The organism is Pseudomonas sp. ADAK7 (assembly GCF_012935675.1).
Lineage (GTDB): Bacteria > Pseudomonadota > Gammaproteobacteria > Pseudomonadales > Pseudomonadaceae > Aquipseudomonas.
Genome location: NZ_CP052861.1, coordinates 3679993 through 3696961 on the forward strand (window position 1 = coordinate 3679993; position 16969 = coordinate 3696961).

Annotated in this window: 11 protein-coding genes; 6 read left to right on the forward strand and 5 right to left on the reverse strand. The window is 60.5% G+C overall.

What is annotated here, in order from left to right; all coding sequences use genetic code 11:
* Nucleotides 1-141: 141 nt before the first annotated feature.
* The 4 genes from speA to HKK53_RS17110 all read right to left on the reverse strand — a co-directional run bounded on the left by speA (nt 142) and on the right by HKK53_RS17110 (nt 4550).
* Nucleotides 142-2055: an arginine decarboxylase gene (gene speA / locus HKK53_RS17095; protein ID WP_149660678.1), complete on the reverse strand. Its 1914-nt coding sequence runs from the start codon at nt 2053-2055 to the stop codon at nt 142-144.
* 214 nt (nt 2056-2269) lie between these two features.
* Nucleotides 2270-2641 (reverse strand): translation initiation factor Sui1, encoded by a 372-nt coding sequence (locus HKK53_RS17100; protein ID WP_169371802.1) that lies wholly within the window; start codon nt 2639-2641, stop codon nt 2270-2272.
* A 280-nt stretch (nt 2642-2921) separates the two neighbouring features.
* Nucleotides 2922-3479, reverse strand: a complete 558-nt coding sequence (locus tag HKK53_RS17105; RefSeq protein WP_169371803.1) for an NUDIX hydrolase — start codon at nt 3477-3479, stop codon at nt 2922-2924.
* Nucleotides 3480-3482: 3 nt separating this feature from the next.
* On the reverse strand, nt 3483-4550 hold the full coding sequence (locus tag HKK53_RS17110; protein WP_149660676.1) for a DUF2333 family protein: 1068 nt from the start codon (nt 4548-4550) through the stop codon (nt 3483-3485).
* A 430-nt stretch (nt 4551-4980) separates the two neighbouring features.
* Between HKK53_RS17110 and gcbA the strand changes: the two genes are divergently transcribed.
* From gcbA to accC, 6 genes are all read left to right on the forward strand, one after another.
* Entirely contained in the window at nt 4981-6651 is a 1671-nt protein-coding gene (gene gcbA / locus HKK53_RS17115) for a diguanylate cyclase GcbA (RefSeq protein WP_123510785.1), read from the forward strand.
* Between the two features lie 955 nt (nt 6652-7606).
* Nucleotides 7607-8650, forward strand: a complete 1044-nt coding sequence (locus HKK53_RS33025) for a methyl-accepting chemotaxis protein (RefSeq protein WP_429528427.1) — start codon at nt 7607-7609, stop codon at nt 8648-8650.
* A 190-nt stretch (nt 8651-8840) separates the two neighbouring features.
* Nucleotides 8841-10595 (forward strand): protein-disulfide reductase DsbD, encoded by a 1755-nt coding sequence (locus HKK53_RS17125; RefSeq protein WP_169371805.1) that lies wholly within the window; start codon nt 8841-8843, stop codon nt 10593-10595.
* A gap of 131 nt (nt 10596-10726) precedes the next feature.
* Complete coding sequence (aroQ, locus tag HKK53_RS17130) at nt 10727-11182, forward strand: type II 3-dehydroquinate dehydratase (RefSeq protein WP_169371806.1); 456 nt, start codon at nt 10727-10729, stop codon at nt 11180-11182.
* Nucleotides 11183-11206: 24 nt separating this feature from the next.
* Nucleotides 11207-11668: an acetyl-CoA carboxylase biotin carboxyl carrier protein gene (gene accB, locus HKK53_RS17135; protein WP_054044024.1), complete on the forward strand. Its 462-nt coding sequence runs from the start codon at nt 11207-11209 to the stop codon at nt 11666-11668.
* A gap of 17 nt (nt 11669-11685) precedes the next feature.
* Complete coding sequence (gene accC / locus HKK53_RS17140; protein ID WP_054044025.1) at nt 11686-13041, forward strand: acetyl-CoA carboxylase biotin carboxylase subunit; 1356 nt, start codon at nt 11686-11688, stop codon at nt 13039-13041.
* 74 nt (nt 13042-13115) lie between these two features.
* Here the strand turns inward: accC and HKK53_RS17145 are convergent, their stop codons facing one another.
* Nucleotides 13116-16742: a hypothetical protein gene (locus tag HKK53_RS17145; protein ID WP_169371807.1), complete on the reverse strand. Its 3627-nt coding sequence runs from the start codon at nt 16740-16742 to the stop codon at nt 13116-13118.
* Between the last annotated feature and the right edge of the window lie 227 nt (nt 16743-16969).

Below are 16969 nucleotides of genomic sequence, written 5' to 3' on the forward strand. Positions count from 1 at the left end.
CGAAAAGAAGACCAGATCGCCTTAGTAGCGGTTGATATGAGTGATTTCGCATGAAAATAGAGAAATGTCCCATCAGGCCATCTGAAATTTCCGCGGTGTACGGAACATTTTCAGACAACCCGATGGGAGCAGTGCCTTACCTCAAGAGGACAGGTAAGACGAACGGGTCAGGCCCAGGCGCAGTGCGTCGAGGAACTGCGTGCGCTCGGCCGCGGTGATGCGTGCACTGGCGCATTTGTCGCGGTAGTGGGTCATCAACTCTTCCGGCGACAAGTGCACGTAGCGCAGCATGTCTTCGATGGTGTCGTGAGTCTCGATCCCGGCGTGGTACACGCTGCCGTCGGCGTTCTGGTAGATGTTCACCGAGTCGGTGTCACCGAACAGGTTGTGCATGTCGCCGAGGATTTCCTGATAGGCGCCGACCAGGAAGATCCCCAGCAGGTAGTCTTCACCTTCGTTCAAACCGTGCACAGGCAGGCTGGTCTCGATGCTCTGCTCGTCGACGTATTGCTTGATCTTGCCGTCGGAGTCGCAGGTCAGGTCTTGCAGCACCGCGCGGCGCATCGGCTCTTCGTCGAGACGGTGCAGCGGCAGGATCGGCAATACCTGGCCGATGGCCCAGGTGTCCGGCAGGCTCTGGAACACCGAGAAGTTGCAGATGTACTTGTCGGCGAGCTTGTCGTTGAGTTCGTCGAGCACCTGGCGGTGCGAACGCTGACGCGCCTTCAACGAGTTGTGCAGGCGACGGCATACGGCGAAGTAGCATTGCTCGGCCAGGGCTTTTTCCGCCAGGGTCAGCTTGCCATCGGCGTACTGGGCGGCGATGTCGCTCATGTAGTGCGTGGCACGCCAGTAGGTTTCGGTGACCATCTCGATGTCGGTCGGACCCAGCAGGTCAACCAGCCACTGCACGGTTTCCGGCAGCTCTTCCTTGTTCTCGATCTTCGGCACGTCGTCGTTGTGCTTCTCGACGTCGGTCACTTGCACCACCAGCATGGCGTGGTGGGCGGTCAGGGAGCGGCCGCTCTCGGAGAAGATGTTCGGGTGCGGCAGGCTCTGCGCGTCGCAGAATTCCTTGAGCATCCCGACCACGACACCGGCGTAATCGTCCATGTCGTAGTTGATCGAACTGGCGTTACGCGAGTGCGTACCGTCGTAGTCCACGCCCAGACCGCCGCCGACGTCGATGTGGTCCACCGGCAGGCCGAGGTTGCGCAGTTCGCCGTAGTAGCGGATCGCTTCCTTGAAACCGTGCTGGTAGTCCGCCAGGTTGGCGATCTGCGAGCCCATGTGGAAGTGCAACAGGCGAATGCCCTGATCCAGGCCCGCCGCGCGGAAACGCTCGACCACCGACAGCAGTTGCGCCGCCGACAGACCAAACTTGGATTTCTCGCCACCGGTGTCCGCCCACTTGGACGAGGCCAGGGACGACAGGCGCACGCGCAGGCCAACCTGAGGCTTGACCTTCAGCGAGGCCGCTTCTTCGATCACCAGCTCAACTTCGGATTCTTTCTCGATCACGATGAACACGTTGTGGCCGAGCTTCTGGCCCATCAGCGCCAGGCGGATGAACTCGCGGTCCTTGTAACCGTTGCAAACGATGGTGCCGCCCTTCGGCGCCAGTGCCAGCACCGCCAGCAGCTCAGGCTTGGAACCGGCTTCGAGGCCGATGGACACGTCCTGCGTGGCAATGATGTTCTCGATCACCGCTTCTTGCTGGTTCACTTTGATCGGGTACAGCGCGGTGTATTTGCTCTGGTATTCCAGGCGCTCGATGTTGGCATCGAAGGCGCCGGTCAGCTGACGCACGCGGTCTTGCAGGATATCCGGGAAACGCACCAGCAATGGCAAGGACAAACCGCTTTTGCGCAGCTGGTCGACTTGCTCGAACAGGTCGATAGGCGAACTGGTCGGACCGTTCGGACGAACTTCGACGCGACCGGCGTCATTGATCGCGAAATATCCGGCCCCCCAATGGCGGATCCCGTAAACACTGCGGCTGTCCGCAACTGTCCATTGGCTGCCATCGTCTTTGCGTGTGCGTCTTACGGACATTGAAGTCCCCTATAAAGAAGTCATAGAGCGTCGCCTGGGTTCAGGCCGGCGCAGTCTAAAGAATGAAAATGACGGTTCGTCAACGAGGGGATAGACCTCGCTGAGCGCAGTGAGTTTAGAAACCAGTCAGAACAGGCTCTGTGAAAACCATGTGGGCGACGCCAGGCCTGCTGTCAGGACCGGGTCAAGCCGAGGGTGGTTTTCACAGAAGCTGCTAGCCGCCGGACTTCTTCGCCTTGAAACCCAGCTTGATCAGCTCGGCCAAGAGTAGCTCGACATGATCGCCCTGGATTTCGATGATGCCGTCTTTCAACGCCCCACCGGTGCCGCAACGCTTCTTCAACGTGGTCGCCAGGGCCGTGAGCGCATCGAGGGCCAGCGGCACGCCGGTGATGGTGGTCACCGTCTTGCCGCCACGGCCCTTGCTTTCGCGACGCACGCGAGCAATGCCGTCGCCGGCCGGGATCACGGTTTGTTTGCAGATACAGGCATCCACCGGTTGGCTGCAATCCGGGCAATGACGACCTGCGTCGGTGGAAAATACCAGGCCACCAAGGGCGGCGAAGGATGCGGCTTTTTTGGCCACCGGCAATCCTCTTGGGAGGACAAAGACTGGCCGCGGCAACCTGGGCAGGCGCCATCGACCGCGAAGCCCCACTCAGGCAGGGGCAGCGCTACTGAACCGGTAAACCCTGTAGGAGCGAAGCTTGCTCGCGAAAGCGGTGTGTCAGGTACATCCATTCCGGATGTGCCGCCGTCTTCGCGAGCAAGCTTCGCTCCTACAAAGAGCAATGTCGGTTCAGCTTGAAAAGGTCGCGCAGTGTAACGGCAAAAAGCCGACTTGCTAAGAGCCAATCGGCGCCAATTTATAGCTGTTTTGCGACGTCGGTTTGCTGAGCCCGCAGATAACGCTTCAACGCGGCCAAAGAGTCCGGGCAGTAAGGCTTTTGCGTAATTTCCAGCATCACCTGATCGATCGGAATAAAGCGCGCTTCAAGCACTTCTTCCGGCTGCAGGATCAACGGGCCGTCCCACACCGCCGAAAACGCCGAACACCAGAGGCGATTACCGGTGTCTTCGAAGAAAAAATGGTCATGGGCGGTCAGTTCCACACCGCTCACCCCCAACTCTTCTTCCAGCTCACGGGCGGCTGACTCGGCGTAACTCTCGTCCGCCTGCACCATGCCCCCCGCCGCCACGTCCCAGTAACCGGGATAAATGGCTTTGCTCAGGGTGCGCCGGTGTACGCAGAGTTCACCGGCCGAGTTGAACAGCATGATGTAGGTGCCGCGCCCGATCAGCCCGCGTTCGCGCAAGTCGCGGCGGACCAGGCCGCCGAGCAGGTTGTCCTGCTCGTCGACCCAGGCGATCTGTTCGGCATCCGAGGCCGCGCGATGGGCGGCCTCCCTGGCGTTATCGACCATGACTCAGCCCTGGTTAAGCAGTTGACGCAAATCGATCACCGCCGCGTTGGCCCGAGAAATGTAGTTGGCCATGACCAGCGAGTGGTTGGCCAAGACCCCGAAGCCGCTGCCGTTGAGGATCATCGGGCTCCAGACCGGCTCTTGCGAGGCTTCCAGTTCACGAATGATCTGGCGCACGCTGACCGTGGCGTTTTTCTTCGCCAACACGTCGGCGAAGTCGACTTCGATGGCGCGCAGCAGGTGGGACAAGGCCCAGGCCTGGCCGCGCGCTTCGTAGAACACGTTGTCGATCTGCATCCACGGGGTTTCGACGATTTCTTCGTCAACCTGTGGTACCTGGCCTGGCACCACCACTTCGGTTTTCAGCGAAGTGTTGAGCTTGACCCGGCCAACGCTGGCCGACAGACGTTGCGACAGCGAACCCAGACGGGTCCCGACATCGCCCAGCCAGTTGTTCAGGTTGTCGGCGCGGGCGTAGAACAGCGCGTTTTTCTGCGACGGATCGGACAGGCGCGCCTGGTAGCGGCTCAGGGAATTGATGCCTTCCTGATACTCCGACTCACTGGACGGCAAGATCCAGCTCTTGTTATCGAAGTTGAAACGCGGCTCGGCCTTGGCCAGGTCCGAGTCTTCCGCCGATTGCGACTGCGAGCGTGCGAAGTCTTTACGCAGGGCGCGGGTCAGGTCGCGGACCTGGACCAGCACGCCATATTCCCAGCTCGGCATGTTGTCCATCCACAGGCCCGGCGGGAAGCGGTCGTTGGAAATGTAGCCGCCCGGCTTGGTCAGCAAGGTACCGGCAACGGTCTTGAGGGTTTCCACCGTGGTGTAGCCGACGACCATTTGCTTGCCTTGTTGCTCGGCAGCGACCTGGGCGTTTTGCTGGACCGGAAACAGCGCAGGCTCTTCGCTCCAGTACCAGCCCAGGCCAATGGTCACCAACAGGTAAATGGCAATCAGGGTGGCCAGCGCCCGGCTGAACAACAGGCCGCTGACGTAGCTGCGGGTGGCCGATTTCGGTTCAGCGGCACGTTCAGGTGCGCTGCCCGCGCGGTTCTTCCAGTCCAGCATGGCGATATCCTTTCAATCACTTGAGTTCATCGGTTCGACCACAACCCTACGCCATCGTGCCGCTTTTTGCCGCGCCTAAATCCTGCGCGAAACAGCGTGCCATACAATCGCAGCGATCGAGGCGCCACTATAAATGAAGCACAGCCTTGTAGCAGCTGCCGAGCCCGCGAGGCTGCGTTCGGCGGCGCAGCCGTCGTAAAACCTGAGCGCGAGATTTTCCTGAAACACCGCGTTGTCTGATTTCACGACGGCTTCGCCGCCGAACGCAGCCTTCGGCAGCTGCTACACGGATCGTTCTCGACCGCCTGGTCAGGAACTGAATGAGGTCGCTTTGCAGATTATTGACGTACGACACTCATGTGATTGAAAAGAGGTGCTAGCATAGAGCCACCAGTCGACCTCAGCATGCACCCTAACTAGTAGTCAGGATATGACCGAGCCAGAAGACCCCAGCCGTGAGCGCCTCAAGCACCACTTTGCCCAGCGGGTAATTCATCAGGCACGTCAAATTCTTGAGATATGGCAGCGCCTGCAACGCAGCGAGTGGTCCACCACCGATTTATCCGAGCTGAGCGAGGCCAACCTGCGCCTGCTGCGCTTTGCCGAGCGCTTCGAACAGCCGGAACACTCGCAACTGGCGCGCCACATCGGCCAGTCGCTGGAAGCGGTGGACGCCAATCGCGGACGCCTGAGCAGCGGCCTGATCACTGACCTCAACCGTTTGATGCAACGCCTGTCCCGCACCGGCCTGCGTCACGGCGATCAGTTGGACCAGACTTTCCTGCCGCCGCTGCGCAAGCCGATCTACGTGATGCTGCAAGATCACGATCGCGCCGAGCGGTTGGCCAAACAACTGGAATTCTTCGGCCTCAGCGCCCAATCCCTGGACAGCGTGTCGGCGTTTCGCTCTTCGATGGTCGAGCGCTTGCCCGCGGCGATTGTCATGGACGTGGACTTCAGCGGCCCCGGCATCGGTCTTAAACTTGCCGCCGAAGCCCAGGTCGGCCTCGACGAACCGCTGCCGCTGCTGTTTTTCAGCCTGCTCGAAACCGACACCCCGACCCGCCTCGCCGCCGTGCGCGCCGGTGGCCAGGAATTCCTCACCGGCACCCTCGAAGCCTCGAGCCTGCTGGAGAAAATCGAAGTCCTGACCTGCGTCGCCCAGTACGAACCCTACAAAGTGTTGATCATCGACGACTCCCGCGCCCAGGCCTTGCACACCGAGCGCCTGCTCAACAGCGCCGGGATCGTCACGCGGACCTTGATCGAACCGATCCAGGCCATGGCCGAACTGGCGGATTTCCAGCCCGACCTGATCATCCTCGACATGTACATGCCAGCCTGCACCGGTACGGAACTGGCCAAAGTGATCCGCCACAACGACCGTTACGTCAGCGTGCCGATCATTTATCTGTCGGCCGAAGACGACCTGGACAAGCAACTCGACGCCATGAGCGAAGGCGGCGATGACTTCCTGACCAAGCCGATCAAGCCCCGGCACCTGATCACCACCGTGCGCAACCGCGCCGCCCGTGCGCGCAACCTGAAAGCGCGGATGGTCCGCGACAGCCTCACCGGTCTGTACAACCACACGCACATTCTGCAATTGCTCGAGGACTGCTCGTTCCGCGCCCGTCGCGAGAACAAGCCGCTCAGCTTTGCAATGCTCGACATCGACCATTTCAAACGGGTCAACGACAGCCACGGCCACCCCATGGGCGACCGGGTGATCAAGAGTCTGGCGCTGTTTCTCAAGCAACGGCTGCGCAAGACCGACTTCATTGGCCGTTACGGCGGTGAAGAGTTCGCCATTGTCATGCCCGACACCGATGTCGAATCGGCCCACAAGGTGCTCGACGAAATCCGTCAGCGCTTTGCCGAAATTCACTACCCGGCCCAGCCCCAGGACCTTTGGTGCACCTTCAGCGCCGGGGTGGTCGAGCTGCGGGAAGATTCCGACAGCCTGATGATGGCCAGCCAGGCGGACGAGGCGCTGTACCGCGCCAAGGACGCCGGACGCAACCGCGTGCAAGCCGCGCGGGCGTCAAAGCAAAGTGCCACTTTTTCATCGGAATCCACCGAGTCGGTCATAACCCTGTAATACAAACGCAATAAATTCAGGCGCTTACCATTCTGCCGTTGGTAGACCCGTTATGCGCCTGAAGCTGCTGACCAACCTCAATACCCTCCTGCTGGTCGCCGTGTGCGTCGCCCTCGGCGCCACGCTGTGGTGGTCGCAAAAAGCCCTGGAGCGCCCTTATCTGTTGATGGAGCGCTACTTGGGTTTGTCCCAGCAATTTCAAAATGAAGTGGCGCGCAACGTCGAGGACTACCTGTCCAGCGGCGATGCCCTGCGCTTGAGCAGCGCTGGCCAAGCCATCGACGGTTTGCAAAAAGAACTCAGCGAACTGCCGCCGGCCTTGGCCGAGACCTTGCGCCCGAGCCTGTCGAGCCTTGAAGAATTCAGCAAGACCGACCTGCTGGCTGCTGGCAAACTCGCCGGAGACCCGCAAGCGCTGTTGTTGCAAGCCGAGCGCGAATTGGGCGCCAGCCTCGACCAACTCAGCCAATACGCCAGCGCCAATTCAACCTACCTGACGCCGTTACTCGCTGCCTCCCAGCATTTGGGCAAGCTGTCCCTGGCCCGGGACAAACTGGTCAGCAGCGGTCGCAGTGAACTGGCCGTCGATGTCGAGCGCGAAGTCGCCAACATCCGCGCCCAGGCAGCGTTGTTGGACGCCTTGCCGTTGCTCGGTGTGACCGGCAGCAGCGAATCGAACACCGATGACTTCGCCTCGCTAATGGGCCTGGAGAACACCGAGAAAGCCGTGGCCGAAGATGCCGGCGTCGGCCTCAAGCGCGAACTCAACAGTCTGCTGACGCGCTACCCGGCGGAACTGGCGCGCACCCGCGACCAGATTCAAAAACGAGCCGACTTGAGCGCCGCCACGCACCTGAAAATCGCCGCGGTGCAACAAGCCATCGCCGGCCTGGAGCCAGTGGTGCGCGCCCAGCACGGGCAGATCCAGGGCGAAGTGCGCTTGATGCAAGGTTTGATGATCGGCCTGATTCTGCTGATCGCGCTGCTCATCGATACCTTGCAGCGCCGTTTGGCCCGGACCCTGACTAACCTGGCACCGGCGCTATCGACCTGGGCCGAAGGCGACTTCAGCCAGGACATTCAACTGGGCAAGACCAACCGCGAACTGCATGACATTCAAGCTTCGCTCAATCGCCTGCGTGCTTATCTGGTGGACTTGGTCGGGACTATTCGCCTGAATGCCGAACAGGTCGCCGGCAGCAGCCGGACCCTGGCCGAGCTGAGTAACGACCTGCACAGCGGCGCCCAGCATCAGGCCGGCGACACCGCGCTGATCCGCGACTCCCTTGGCGAACTCGAAGCCACCATTCAACAAGTGGCCGGCGATGCCAGCCAGGCTGCCGACGCCAGCCGCAATGCCGGGTTGGCCGTGGAGCACGGGCAAAAAGTGATCGGCCTGAGCCTCACCGGGCTGCATGCGCTGGTGGGCGAAGTGCAGGGCAACGCGCAGATGATCGAGCATCTGGCCGAAGAGTCGGCGACCATTGGCGGCGTGCTGACGGTGATCCGCTCGATTGCCGACCAGACCAATCTGCTGGCACTTAACGCAGCCATTGAAGCGGCTCGCGCGGGGGAAATGGGCCGTGGTTTTGCGGTGGTCGCCGAGGAAGTTCGCTCGTTGGCGCAACGTACCGCCGGCGCCACGGCCGAGATCCAGACCTTGATCGCCGGCCTGCAAACCGCAGCGCGGCAATCGGTGGAAGGCATGCGCGCCCAGGTCGAACACGCCGAAGCGACTGCCGATCAGGCGCAAGCGGCTGACGGTGCGCTGGATAAGATCGTCGATGCGATCCAGACCATTGCCGACACGGCGGTGCGCATTGCCGATGTCACCGCCCAGCAGAGCGGTGCAGTCAGTGAGATTCGCGATCACAGTGAGCGGATCCACCAGTTGGGTGGGGATAACTTGCTGCGGATTGGTGAGGGGCGTGAGCAGGGGGAGAATCTGTTGGTGCTGGGCGGGCGACTTCACACGGCAGTTCAAGCCTTCCGCGTCTGATAGCCCGCCCCACTGATCGTTCCCACGCTCCGCGTGGGAATGCCTCAATGGACGCTCTGCGTCCGCTGTTGGGACGCGGAGCGTCCCGGGCTGCATTCCCCCACGCAGAGCGTGGGAACGATCAGTGTGGCGGGGCATTCCGCGTCGCTGTCCGCTATCATGCCCTCCACGTCCGATACGCGAGATTGTCATGCGCCGTTTGCTCTGCCTGCTGCTGTTAGTCCTCGCCCTGCCGGCCTCCGCCACCGGGTTGCTGGACAGTCGGCCCAGTTCGACATTGGGCTCGATCAACAACAGCGCCGATTTCCTGCCGGTGCGCGAAGCCTTTCAGTTGAGCCTGGTAGAGAGCACGCCGCAATCGATCAAGCTGCGTTTCGTCGCCACCGAGGGTTACTACCTCTATCGGCACCGCTTCCAGTTTCGCGCCGATCCAGCCGATGTGGCCCTCGGCGCGGCGCAATTGCCCGACGGTGAAAAGAAGCACGATGAATACTTCGGCGACGTCGAGGTTTACCACGGGATTCTCGATGTAGAACTGCCGCGTACCGATCAACGCGCGTTCACGTTGGTAGTGACCTATCAGGGTTGCGCCGACAAAGGCCTGTGCTATCCGCCGGAAACCGAGCGCTTGAGCGTCGATGGCAGCGGCGCGGTGATCGCCGACAAAGTTGCCCCCACGACGGCGAGCTGGAGCTGGCGTGAACTGGCGCTGTTCTTCCTCGCCGGTTTGGGCCTGACATTTACCCCGTGTGTGTTGCCCATGCTGCCGATCCTCTCCAGTGTGGTGCTGCGCGGGCAGATCGGTGGGCTTCGCGGCTTCAATCTGTCGTTGGCGTATGTGCTGCCGATGGCCGCGTGTTTCGCCCTGCTCGGCGCGTTGATGGGGATGTTCGGTGCGCAGCTCAATCTTCAGGCCCGCCTGCAATCGGCCTGGGTGCTGGTGCCGTTCGCGACGTTTTTTGCGGTGTTTGCGCTGGCAATGTTCGGCGTGTTTGAACTGAAACTGCCCCACGCCATCAGCCATCGACTGGACCGAATCGCCGGTCGCACCGAAGGTGGCTCGTTGTGGGGCGCTGCGGTGCTGGGCGTGGTTTCCAGCCTGTTGGTGTCGCCCTGCGTTTCGGCGCCACTGGCCGGTGCGTTGCTGTACATCAGCGCCAGCGGTGATGCGCTGGGCGGTGGCTTGAAACTGTTTGTGCTGGGCCTGGGCATGGGCACGCCGCTGTTGCTGGTGGCCACCGGCGGCGCGGCCTGGCTGCCGAAAAGTGGCCCATGGCTGGTCTATGTGAAAAACGCCATTGGCGTGTTGCTGCTCGCCTTGGCTATCGGTTTGCTGAGCCGCGTGGTGCCGGGCCAGGTGACGTTGCTGCTGGTGGGTTTGCTGTGGGGGGGCGTCGGCCTGTTCCTTGGTGCGCTGGAATTTGTGTATAAACCGCCGCGAAAACGCCTCGGGCAATTGCTCGGCCTGTTCCTGCTGTTTTATGCGATGGCTTGCTGGTATGGCGCTTTCAGCGGCCAGGGCGACTTGCTGAACCCGCTTGGAAGAACTGTTATTGCCAGCAAACCGCAAGCCACCAGTGCCTGGCAAACAGTCAGCACTCCGGCCGATCTTGACCGCGCCCTCGCCGAAGCAAAATCGTCCGGCACCCCGCTGCTGCTGGACTGGTACGCCGACTGGTGCATCAGCTGCAAAGTCATCGAACGCCAAGTGCTCAACGACCCGAAAGTCATCGAACGCCTCAAGGGTTATCGGTTGATCCGCTTCGACATCACCGCCAGCAATGCCGAACAACGCGCCCTGCTCGACCGCTACAAACTGTTCGGTCCGCCCGCGCTGATGTTTTTCGGCAAGGATGGCGCCGAACGTACCGATGTGCGGGTGATCGGCGAGATCAATGCGCAAGACTTCGCCGAACGTGTCGGCAAAGCGAATGACCGGATTTAATCACTCGGTCATATATTTCGCGCAAACATCGGCCATCGTGCTGGCTATTGCATAGAACTGGACAGTCACAAAGGCTTTGCGGCATAGTCGCCGGGTTCTGACAATTGCACACAGATAACAAGGAACAGCAGATGGCGACGCTACTGGTTCTGCACGGACCCAACCTGAACTTGCTCGGCACCCGCGAACCGGGCGTCTACGGGGCGACCACCCTGGCGCAGATCAACCAGGACCTGGAACGCCGTGCCCGTGAAGCCGGTCATCATTTGCTCTACCTGCAAAGCAACGCCGAGTACGAATTGATCGACCGCATCCACGCTGCCAGCAGCGAAGGTGTGGACTTCATTCTGATTAATCCAGCAGCTTTTACGCACACAAGTGTCGCATTACGTGACGCGCTGCTGGCGGTGAGCATCCCATTCATCGAAGTGCATTTGTCTAACGTGCACAAACGCGAACCTTTCCGCCATCACTCTTACTTCTCCGACGTTGCGGTGGGAGTGATCTGCGGCCTTGGCGCCAGCGGTTATCGACTGGCCCTGGAGGCCGCCCTGGAACAGCTTGATACACAAGCTAAACGCCCCTGACCGACCCTTGGGAGTTGATGATTCATGGATATCCGTAAAGTTAAGAAACTGATCGAATTGCTGGAAGAGTCCGGCATCGACGAGCTCGAGATCAAGGAAGGCGAAGAGTCCGTACGCATCAGCCGTCACAGCAAGACCCCGGCTCAGCAGTACTACGCTCCAGCGCCAATGCACGCTCCGGCCCCGGCACCTGTTGCCGCTGCTCCGGTTGCTGCCGCCGCTCCTGCTGCTCCAGCCGCACCCGTACTGAACGGCACCGTTGCCCGTTCGCCAATGGTCGGCACTTTCTATCGCAAGTCTTCGCCATCCTCGCCGTCCTTCGTTGAAGTCGGCCAGACCGTGAAGAAAGGCGACACCCTGTGCATCGTTGAAGCGATGAAGATGATGAACCACATCGAAGCTGAAACCAGCGGTGTGATCGAATCCATCCTCGTCGAAGACGGCCAGCCGGTTGAGTACGACCAACCGCTGTTCACCATCGTTTGAACCGCGGAGAGACTTTGATGACTGCGAAGTTGGAAAAAGTTCTGATCGCCAACCGCGGTGAGATCGCCCTGCGGATCCTGCGTGCCTGCAAAGAGATGGGCATCAAGACCGTCGCCGTTTATTCCACGGCTGACAAAGAGCTGATGCACCTGGGTCTGGCGGACGAATCCGTCTGCATCGGTCCGGCATCGGCTGCAAAGTCTTACCTGCACATCCCTGCGATCATCGCCGCCGCTGAAGTGACCGGCGCTACCGCCATTCACCCAGGCTACGGTTTCCTCGCGGAAAACGCCGATTTCGCCGAACAGGTCGAGAACTCCGGCTTCGCCTTCATTGGCCCGAAAGCCGACACCATTCGCCTGATGGGCGACAAGGTATCGGCCAAGCACGCCATGATCGCGGCCGGTGTTCCAACCGTTCCGGGTTCCGACGGCCCGCTGCCGGAAGACGAAGAAACTGCCCTGCGCATCGGCCGTGAAGTCGGTTACCCGGTGATCATCAAGGCCGCTGGCGGCGGCGGTGGTCGCGGCATGCGCGTTGTGCATAAAGAAGAAGACCTGATCTCCTCGGCCAAACTGACCCGCTCCGAAGCTGGCGCGGCGTTCGGCAACCCGATGGTCTATCTGGAAAAATTCCTGACCAACCCACGTCACGTGGAAGTCCAGGTACTTTCCGATGGCCAGGGTCACGCGATCCATCTGGGCGACCGCGATTGCTCGCTGCAACGTCGTCACCAGAAGGTTCTCGAAGAAGCGCCGGCACCGGGCATCGACGAGAAGGCTCGTGCTGAAGTCCTCGCTCGCTGCGTCAAGGCGTGCATCGACATCAACTACCGTGGCGCAGGCACTTTCGAGTTCCTGTACGAGAACGGCGCGTTCTATTTCATCGAAATGAACACCCGCGTTCAGGTTGAGCACCCGGTTTCGGAAATGGTCACCGGCATCGACATCGTCAAGGAGATGCTCAGCATCGCCGCTGGCAACAAGCTGTCGTACACCCAGGAAGACGTTGTCATCCGCGGTCACGCACTTGAATGCCGGATCAACGCCGAAGACCCGAAAACCTTCATGCCGAGCCCAGGCACGGTCAAGCATTTCCACGCTCCAGGCGGCAACGGCGTTCGCGTCGATTCGCACCTGTACAGTGGCTATGCCGTTCCGCCGAACTACGATTCGTTGATCGGCAAGCTGATCACCTACGGCGCAACCCGTGACGAAGCCCTGGCGCGCATGCGCAATGCGCTGGACGAAATCGTGGTCGACGGGATCAAGACCAACATCCCGCTGCACCGCGATCTGGTCCGCGATGAAGGCTTCTGCAAAGGTGGAATCAACATCCACTATCTGGAACACAAGCTGGCCAACCAGCATTAAGATGTGATCCAGACCAACAAAGCCGCTTTCGAGCGGCTTTGTTGTTTCTGCCTTACGCGTTTCCCGCCAGTGAGCTACACCTGAATGCCTTCATGGCTGGCCGCGCGCTGGAGATAGTCAGCCCAGGGATCACGACCACTGATGGCCTCCTCCAGACTGATCGCGCTACCTGCCGATGCACGCAACCCCAAGCTCGCCGCAAACAGAGTGTTGCTGAGAATGTCAGAGACGAGGCTACGGATTCTGAATGACGTCAGGGTTTGCGGCACGGTCAACACATTGGCATCAGCAGATGCCTGAGCGGTGGCTGGCGCAAAGTGACCGAACGCCTCCAGGATAATCGTAGACGTCACGTCTGGCTTGGGCAGTTCTCCCTTGTCATAGGCTGCCCAGTCAAGAGGCAGAGGCCTTGGCGGCAAACTTTTCGCAGACGCCTGGCCGGACACCGTTTCGGTAACCCCTAACAGACTCTGGGCATTCAAGTCCGTCCGCTCGACGATCATCAACTGCCCAGGGAAAAACTCATAAGTACAATCGGGAAAGGCCGGATGCCGACAAAGTACTACGATGCCGAAACGCCCTTTCGTCGCTGCGCCAGCCTCCGACTGGCTCACGCCGAATAGCGTCAACGCTCCATATTCCAGGCGCTTGCGATGACTCAGCGACAATAACGACACGCAGTAGCGAAGGGCCTGGGCGTAGGCAGACCAAAGCTCTGCTTCCTGGGTGACGAATACCTCGCCGTACGACCGGTTGACGTCGCCCAGCAAATGAAAACGCTCCGCCATAAGCGAGTAATTGAGGCTGCCGCTCGTGGAGTACCAGCTATTCGAAGCCGAGGCCAATTGCCCGGACAGGTGCAAATCGAGCAACGAAGCCTTTTGCACGCTCAGTTCCTGCTCGGCCCCGGTTTCTCGCGAACCTTGCGAATCAACCGGCAGTCGGGCCAGGACTTTCTGCTCCAGCACCTCGTTGCCCGGATAAACCCGGCGCAGATCAGCCAACGCCAGGTCTCTGCGAGTGACGACTACCCGATGAAAGGAGGCAATGGCTGTTTCAAGCGCATCAAATTGCGTCAGCAACGCCCTTTTCGCCGTGGCAAATTCAGCATCGGTAAAGAGCTCCCTGTTTTTCGGCAACAGGCCATTGGCACTCGCCCAGTCGATTACCGGGCCGGTGAATTCCTTCAGGCTCCAGTACTCCGGCTTCATGGACCGCAGTTTGTCCCCGCTCATGATGTTCCCGAACGTCAGGCGCCGAGACGATCCGGGGTACTTCCCTTCCAGATAGGCGACGCAGTGCTTGAAATGCACCCACACCAGCCCCGTCATGTAGGCCATCTGCTCCGGAATGTCACGCACCAGGAACTCGGGCGCAATGCCACTGAACAACAGGTGGGCCGCCAGCGGTGCAGCATCAGCGCTCATCGTGCAGTGAGACTTGAGCCACGTCTCGACACTGCGTAACAAATTGCCATAGCTGTCTGCCCAAAATCGCTCATCGGCCAGGTCGACCCCGGCAATCCGGTTCCTGCTCTGACCCGCCTGCGGGTCGAGGCTGAGGATCACGGCAGCCAGCACCAGCGAGTGGCGACCGGCGCGGGTTATTGCATGCGCGGCCTGCTCCCCTTGCCAGGTCACGGCTCGGGTCAGCAAACCGGCCAGTTTTTGCGCCCGTGGCCCAGCGAGCATTTGCGAGAACAATAGATCAGCCTCGGCCCGCACACTCTCTCCGGTTTTCCCCCTGACGACAGTTTCTGCAAGGTAGTCGAACAACACGCCCTCGCGCCCGGCCATGAACTGCACGGCCGCGGCCTGTACTTGTTGGCGCTGCGACGCTGAAAGCACAACCGTCACCTCAACCCTCTTCAGGGCGGACCAGTAATACAACGACGTTCCGATCCTGGGCATGAAATGCTCGGGCTCTTCGATGATCTGCAGGCGGCGAGCCAACAATGGCGACGACACCGAGGCGAACATCCCACCCAGCGCATTCCAGTACTCAACGGACGAGCGCGGCCGCAGAGGAATCGCCCGCAATCGCTGCGCCAGGCTGCGGGCTTGCAGCGCCGTGACCGGGGCCCCGAAGCTGTAGAACTTCAGCATCTGCTCCAGCGTGACCTCGCCGCTGGATCGCAAGGCTCCACCCGCTCGCTTGGCAATCAGGGCGAGTGACTTGAACTTGTCGGCGAGCACGGCGACAGCCCTCACGGCGTGGTCCAGATCGGCCCAGGAGCCGTCCAGTCGCCAGGCCCCGACATAACCGGAACCACTCACCAGAACATGTCCGGCAGGATCTATCTTCTCGGCAGTCCTGATTCTTCTGAACTCATCACTCTCCATCACCGCCAACAGCTCTTTGCGGCCAAACTCCGTGAGTTCCGCCAGCGGCGAATCAGGATCGATGGAAACATTCGGGGCGGCTGTCGAGACTGTTTCGGTGTCCGCTTTACCACTGCTCAAGGTTTCGAGTTCGAAGCCCATCCAATAGCGGTTATTGAGCAAACCGATGTAACGCCGATGCCTGAGCAGCGCCGCCGTGGAATGTGCCGACGCATGGACATAGGGTGTCGACAACTCTGTTGACTGGCCAAGGGACAGGATCAGCGCCCTGACTTCGGCTGCATCAGTCGGAGCTTCCAGCTCATAGGCCGCCAATACGAAAGCAAGGCTGAAACAGCCATCCGGATGAACGTCAGAACCCAGCTTCTCGGCCTGCGCGGCAAGCTCGCTAAAATCCCCAGCCACTTGCGGCGCCGAGAGCCTGTCGGCGGCGACTGGCTTCGGGACCGCAAAACGGTCGATCTCCATCAGCGTTTGCTCGATCCGGGAAAAATAGTAACCGGTCGGCGCGGACGCTCTCCCCACATTCAATTTAATGCTCAGGCCTTGCAGCACACGCAGCGCCGAATTCATCGTTTGGGCCAGCATCGAGCCGGAATCAAGCTTGATTCGCCTCCGATAGGTTTCTACAAAATCGTAATCCGTATTGCTCGCGAGCTGGTCCTGCATGGCTCTGCCCAACTCGGTGGCCAGCTTCACGCAGTCTTGGGCCTGTTCCGCCTGCTCCACCGAAACAGACGTGGAAATATGGCCACTGCTATCGATGACGGGAAACCCGGACAGCCGTCGTAACTCGTCAACCATGACGTGGGCCTGAGGCCGATTGGCTGGCAGCGGATAGCCGTAGAACGCCAGTGCCGCACGCAGGGAAAACACGTGATTGGAGGCCGTCGATGGATCTCGAATACCGAAGGGATCAACGCCGGCGGGGTCGATGATTTGCACAACGGCGGTGATGGGGTCAGCCACGCCCCACCACCCCGAGTCATCGTGCAGTGCCATGACGCTTGGAGTCGTGACACCACCCTCGACGGCATTGACGTACAAAGTCCCGCCCCGCACCCGCAGGCTGCTCAAGTCCAGATGGCGCTGAACGGCCCAGGCCCGAAACTCCGAGTGCTGGATGGCCTTCAGGTAAACGTCCAGCCATTGCCACAACATGCAATGCTCAGGGAGATCGAACGTATCGGGCATTTCATACCGGACAGTCTCCCGACGGATGGCGGTCGACAGGGCGTCAGTCAATGTATCGATCAGCGCCCGGTCCCCCGCATCCCCCTTGATCTGAAAGTCCGCCAGCCGACTCGAGTCAATGTCCTTGCCGGCCACCTGGCCACGGATATAAAGGTGTTCTTCCATGAAATAAAGCACCGCTGCTAGGGCCCCCAGGTATTGGGAGCGCCATGAGTGCCCCATAGTCCTGCAGCGGTAAGCGAGCCAATAGAAGGTAATTCCGGAAACATTGCGAGATGATTCCGCGAAGCCGGTAGGGGCCTTTCCCGTCGATGAGTAAGAACGCGACCACTCCTCCTCATCACAGCAATCCGGTCGTCTTCTGGGCTGCGCTCGCGTAAACTTGCGCGCTT

Coding starts and splice junctions, on each gene's coding strand:
- speA (WP_149660678.1), bottom strand. CDS start 2,055: ATGTCCGTAAGACGCACACGCAAAGACGATGGCAGCCAATGGACAGTT.
- HKK53_RS17105 (WP_169371803.1), bottom strand. CDS start 3,479: ATGGTCGATAACGCCAGGGAGGCCGCCCATCGCGCGGCCTCGGATGCC.
- HKK53_RS17110 (WP_149660676.1), bottom strand. CDS start 4,550: ATGCTGGACTGGAAGAACCGCGCGGGCAGCGCACCTGAACGTGCCGCT.
- gcbA (WP_123510785.1), top strand. CDS start 4,981: ATGACCGAGCCAGAAGACCCCAGCCGTGAGCGCCTCAAGCACCACTTT.
- HKK53_RS33025 (WP_429528427.1), top strand. CDS start 7,607: ATGATCGGCCTGATTCTGCTGATCGCGCTGCTCATCGATACCTTGCAG.
- HKK53_RS17125 (WP_169371805.1), top strand. CDS start 8,841: ATGCGCCGTTTGCTCTGCCTGCTGCTGTTAGTCCTCGCCCTGCCGGCC.
- aroQ (WP_169371806.1), top strand. CDS start 10,727: ATGGCGACGCTACTGGTTCTGCACGGACCCAACCTGAACTTGCTCGGC.
- accB (WP_054044024.1), top strand. CDS start 11,207: ATGGATATCCGTAAAGTTAAGAAACTGATCGAATTGCTGGAAGAGTCC.
- accC (WP_054044025.1), top strand. CDS start 11,686: ATGACTGCGAAGTTGGAAAAAGTTCTGATCGCCAACCGCGGTGAGATC.
- HKK53_RS17145 (WP_169371807.1), bottom strand. CDS start 16,742: ATGGAAGAACACCTTTATATCCGTGGCCAGGTGGCCGGCAAGGACATT.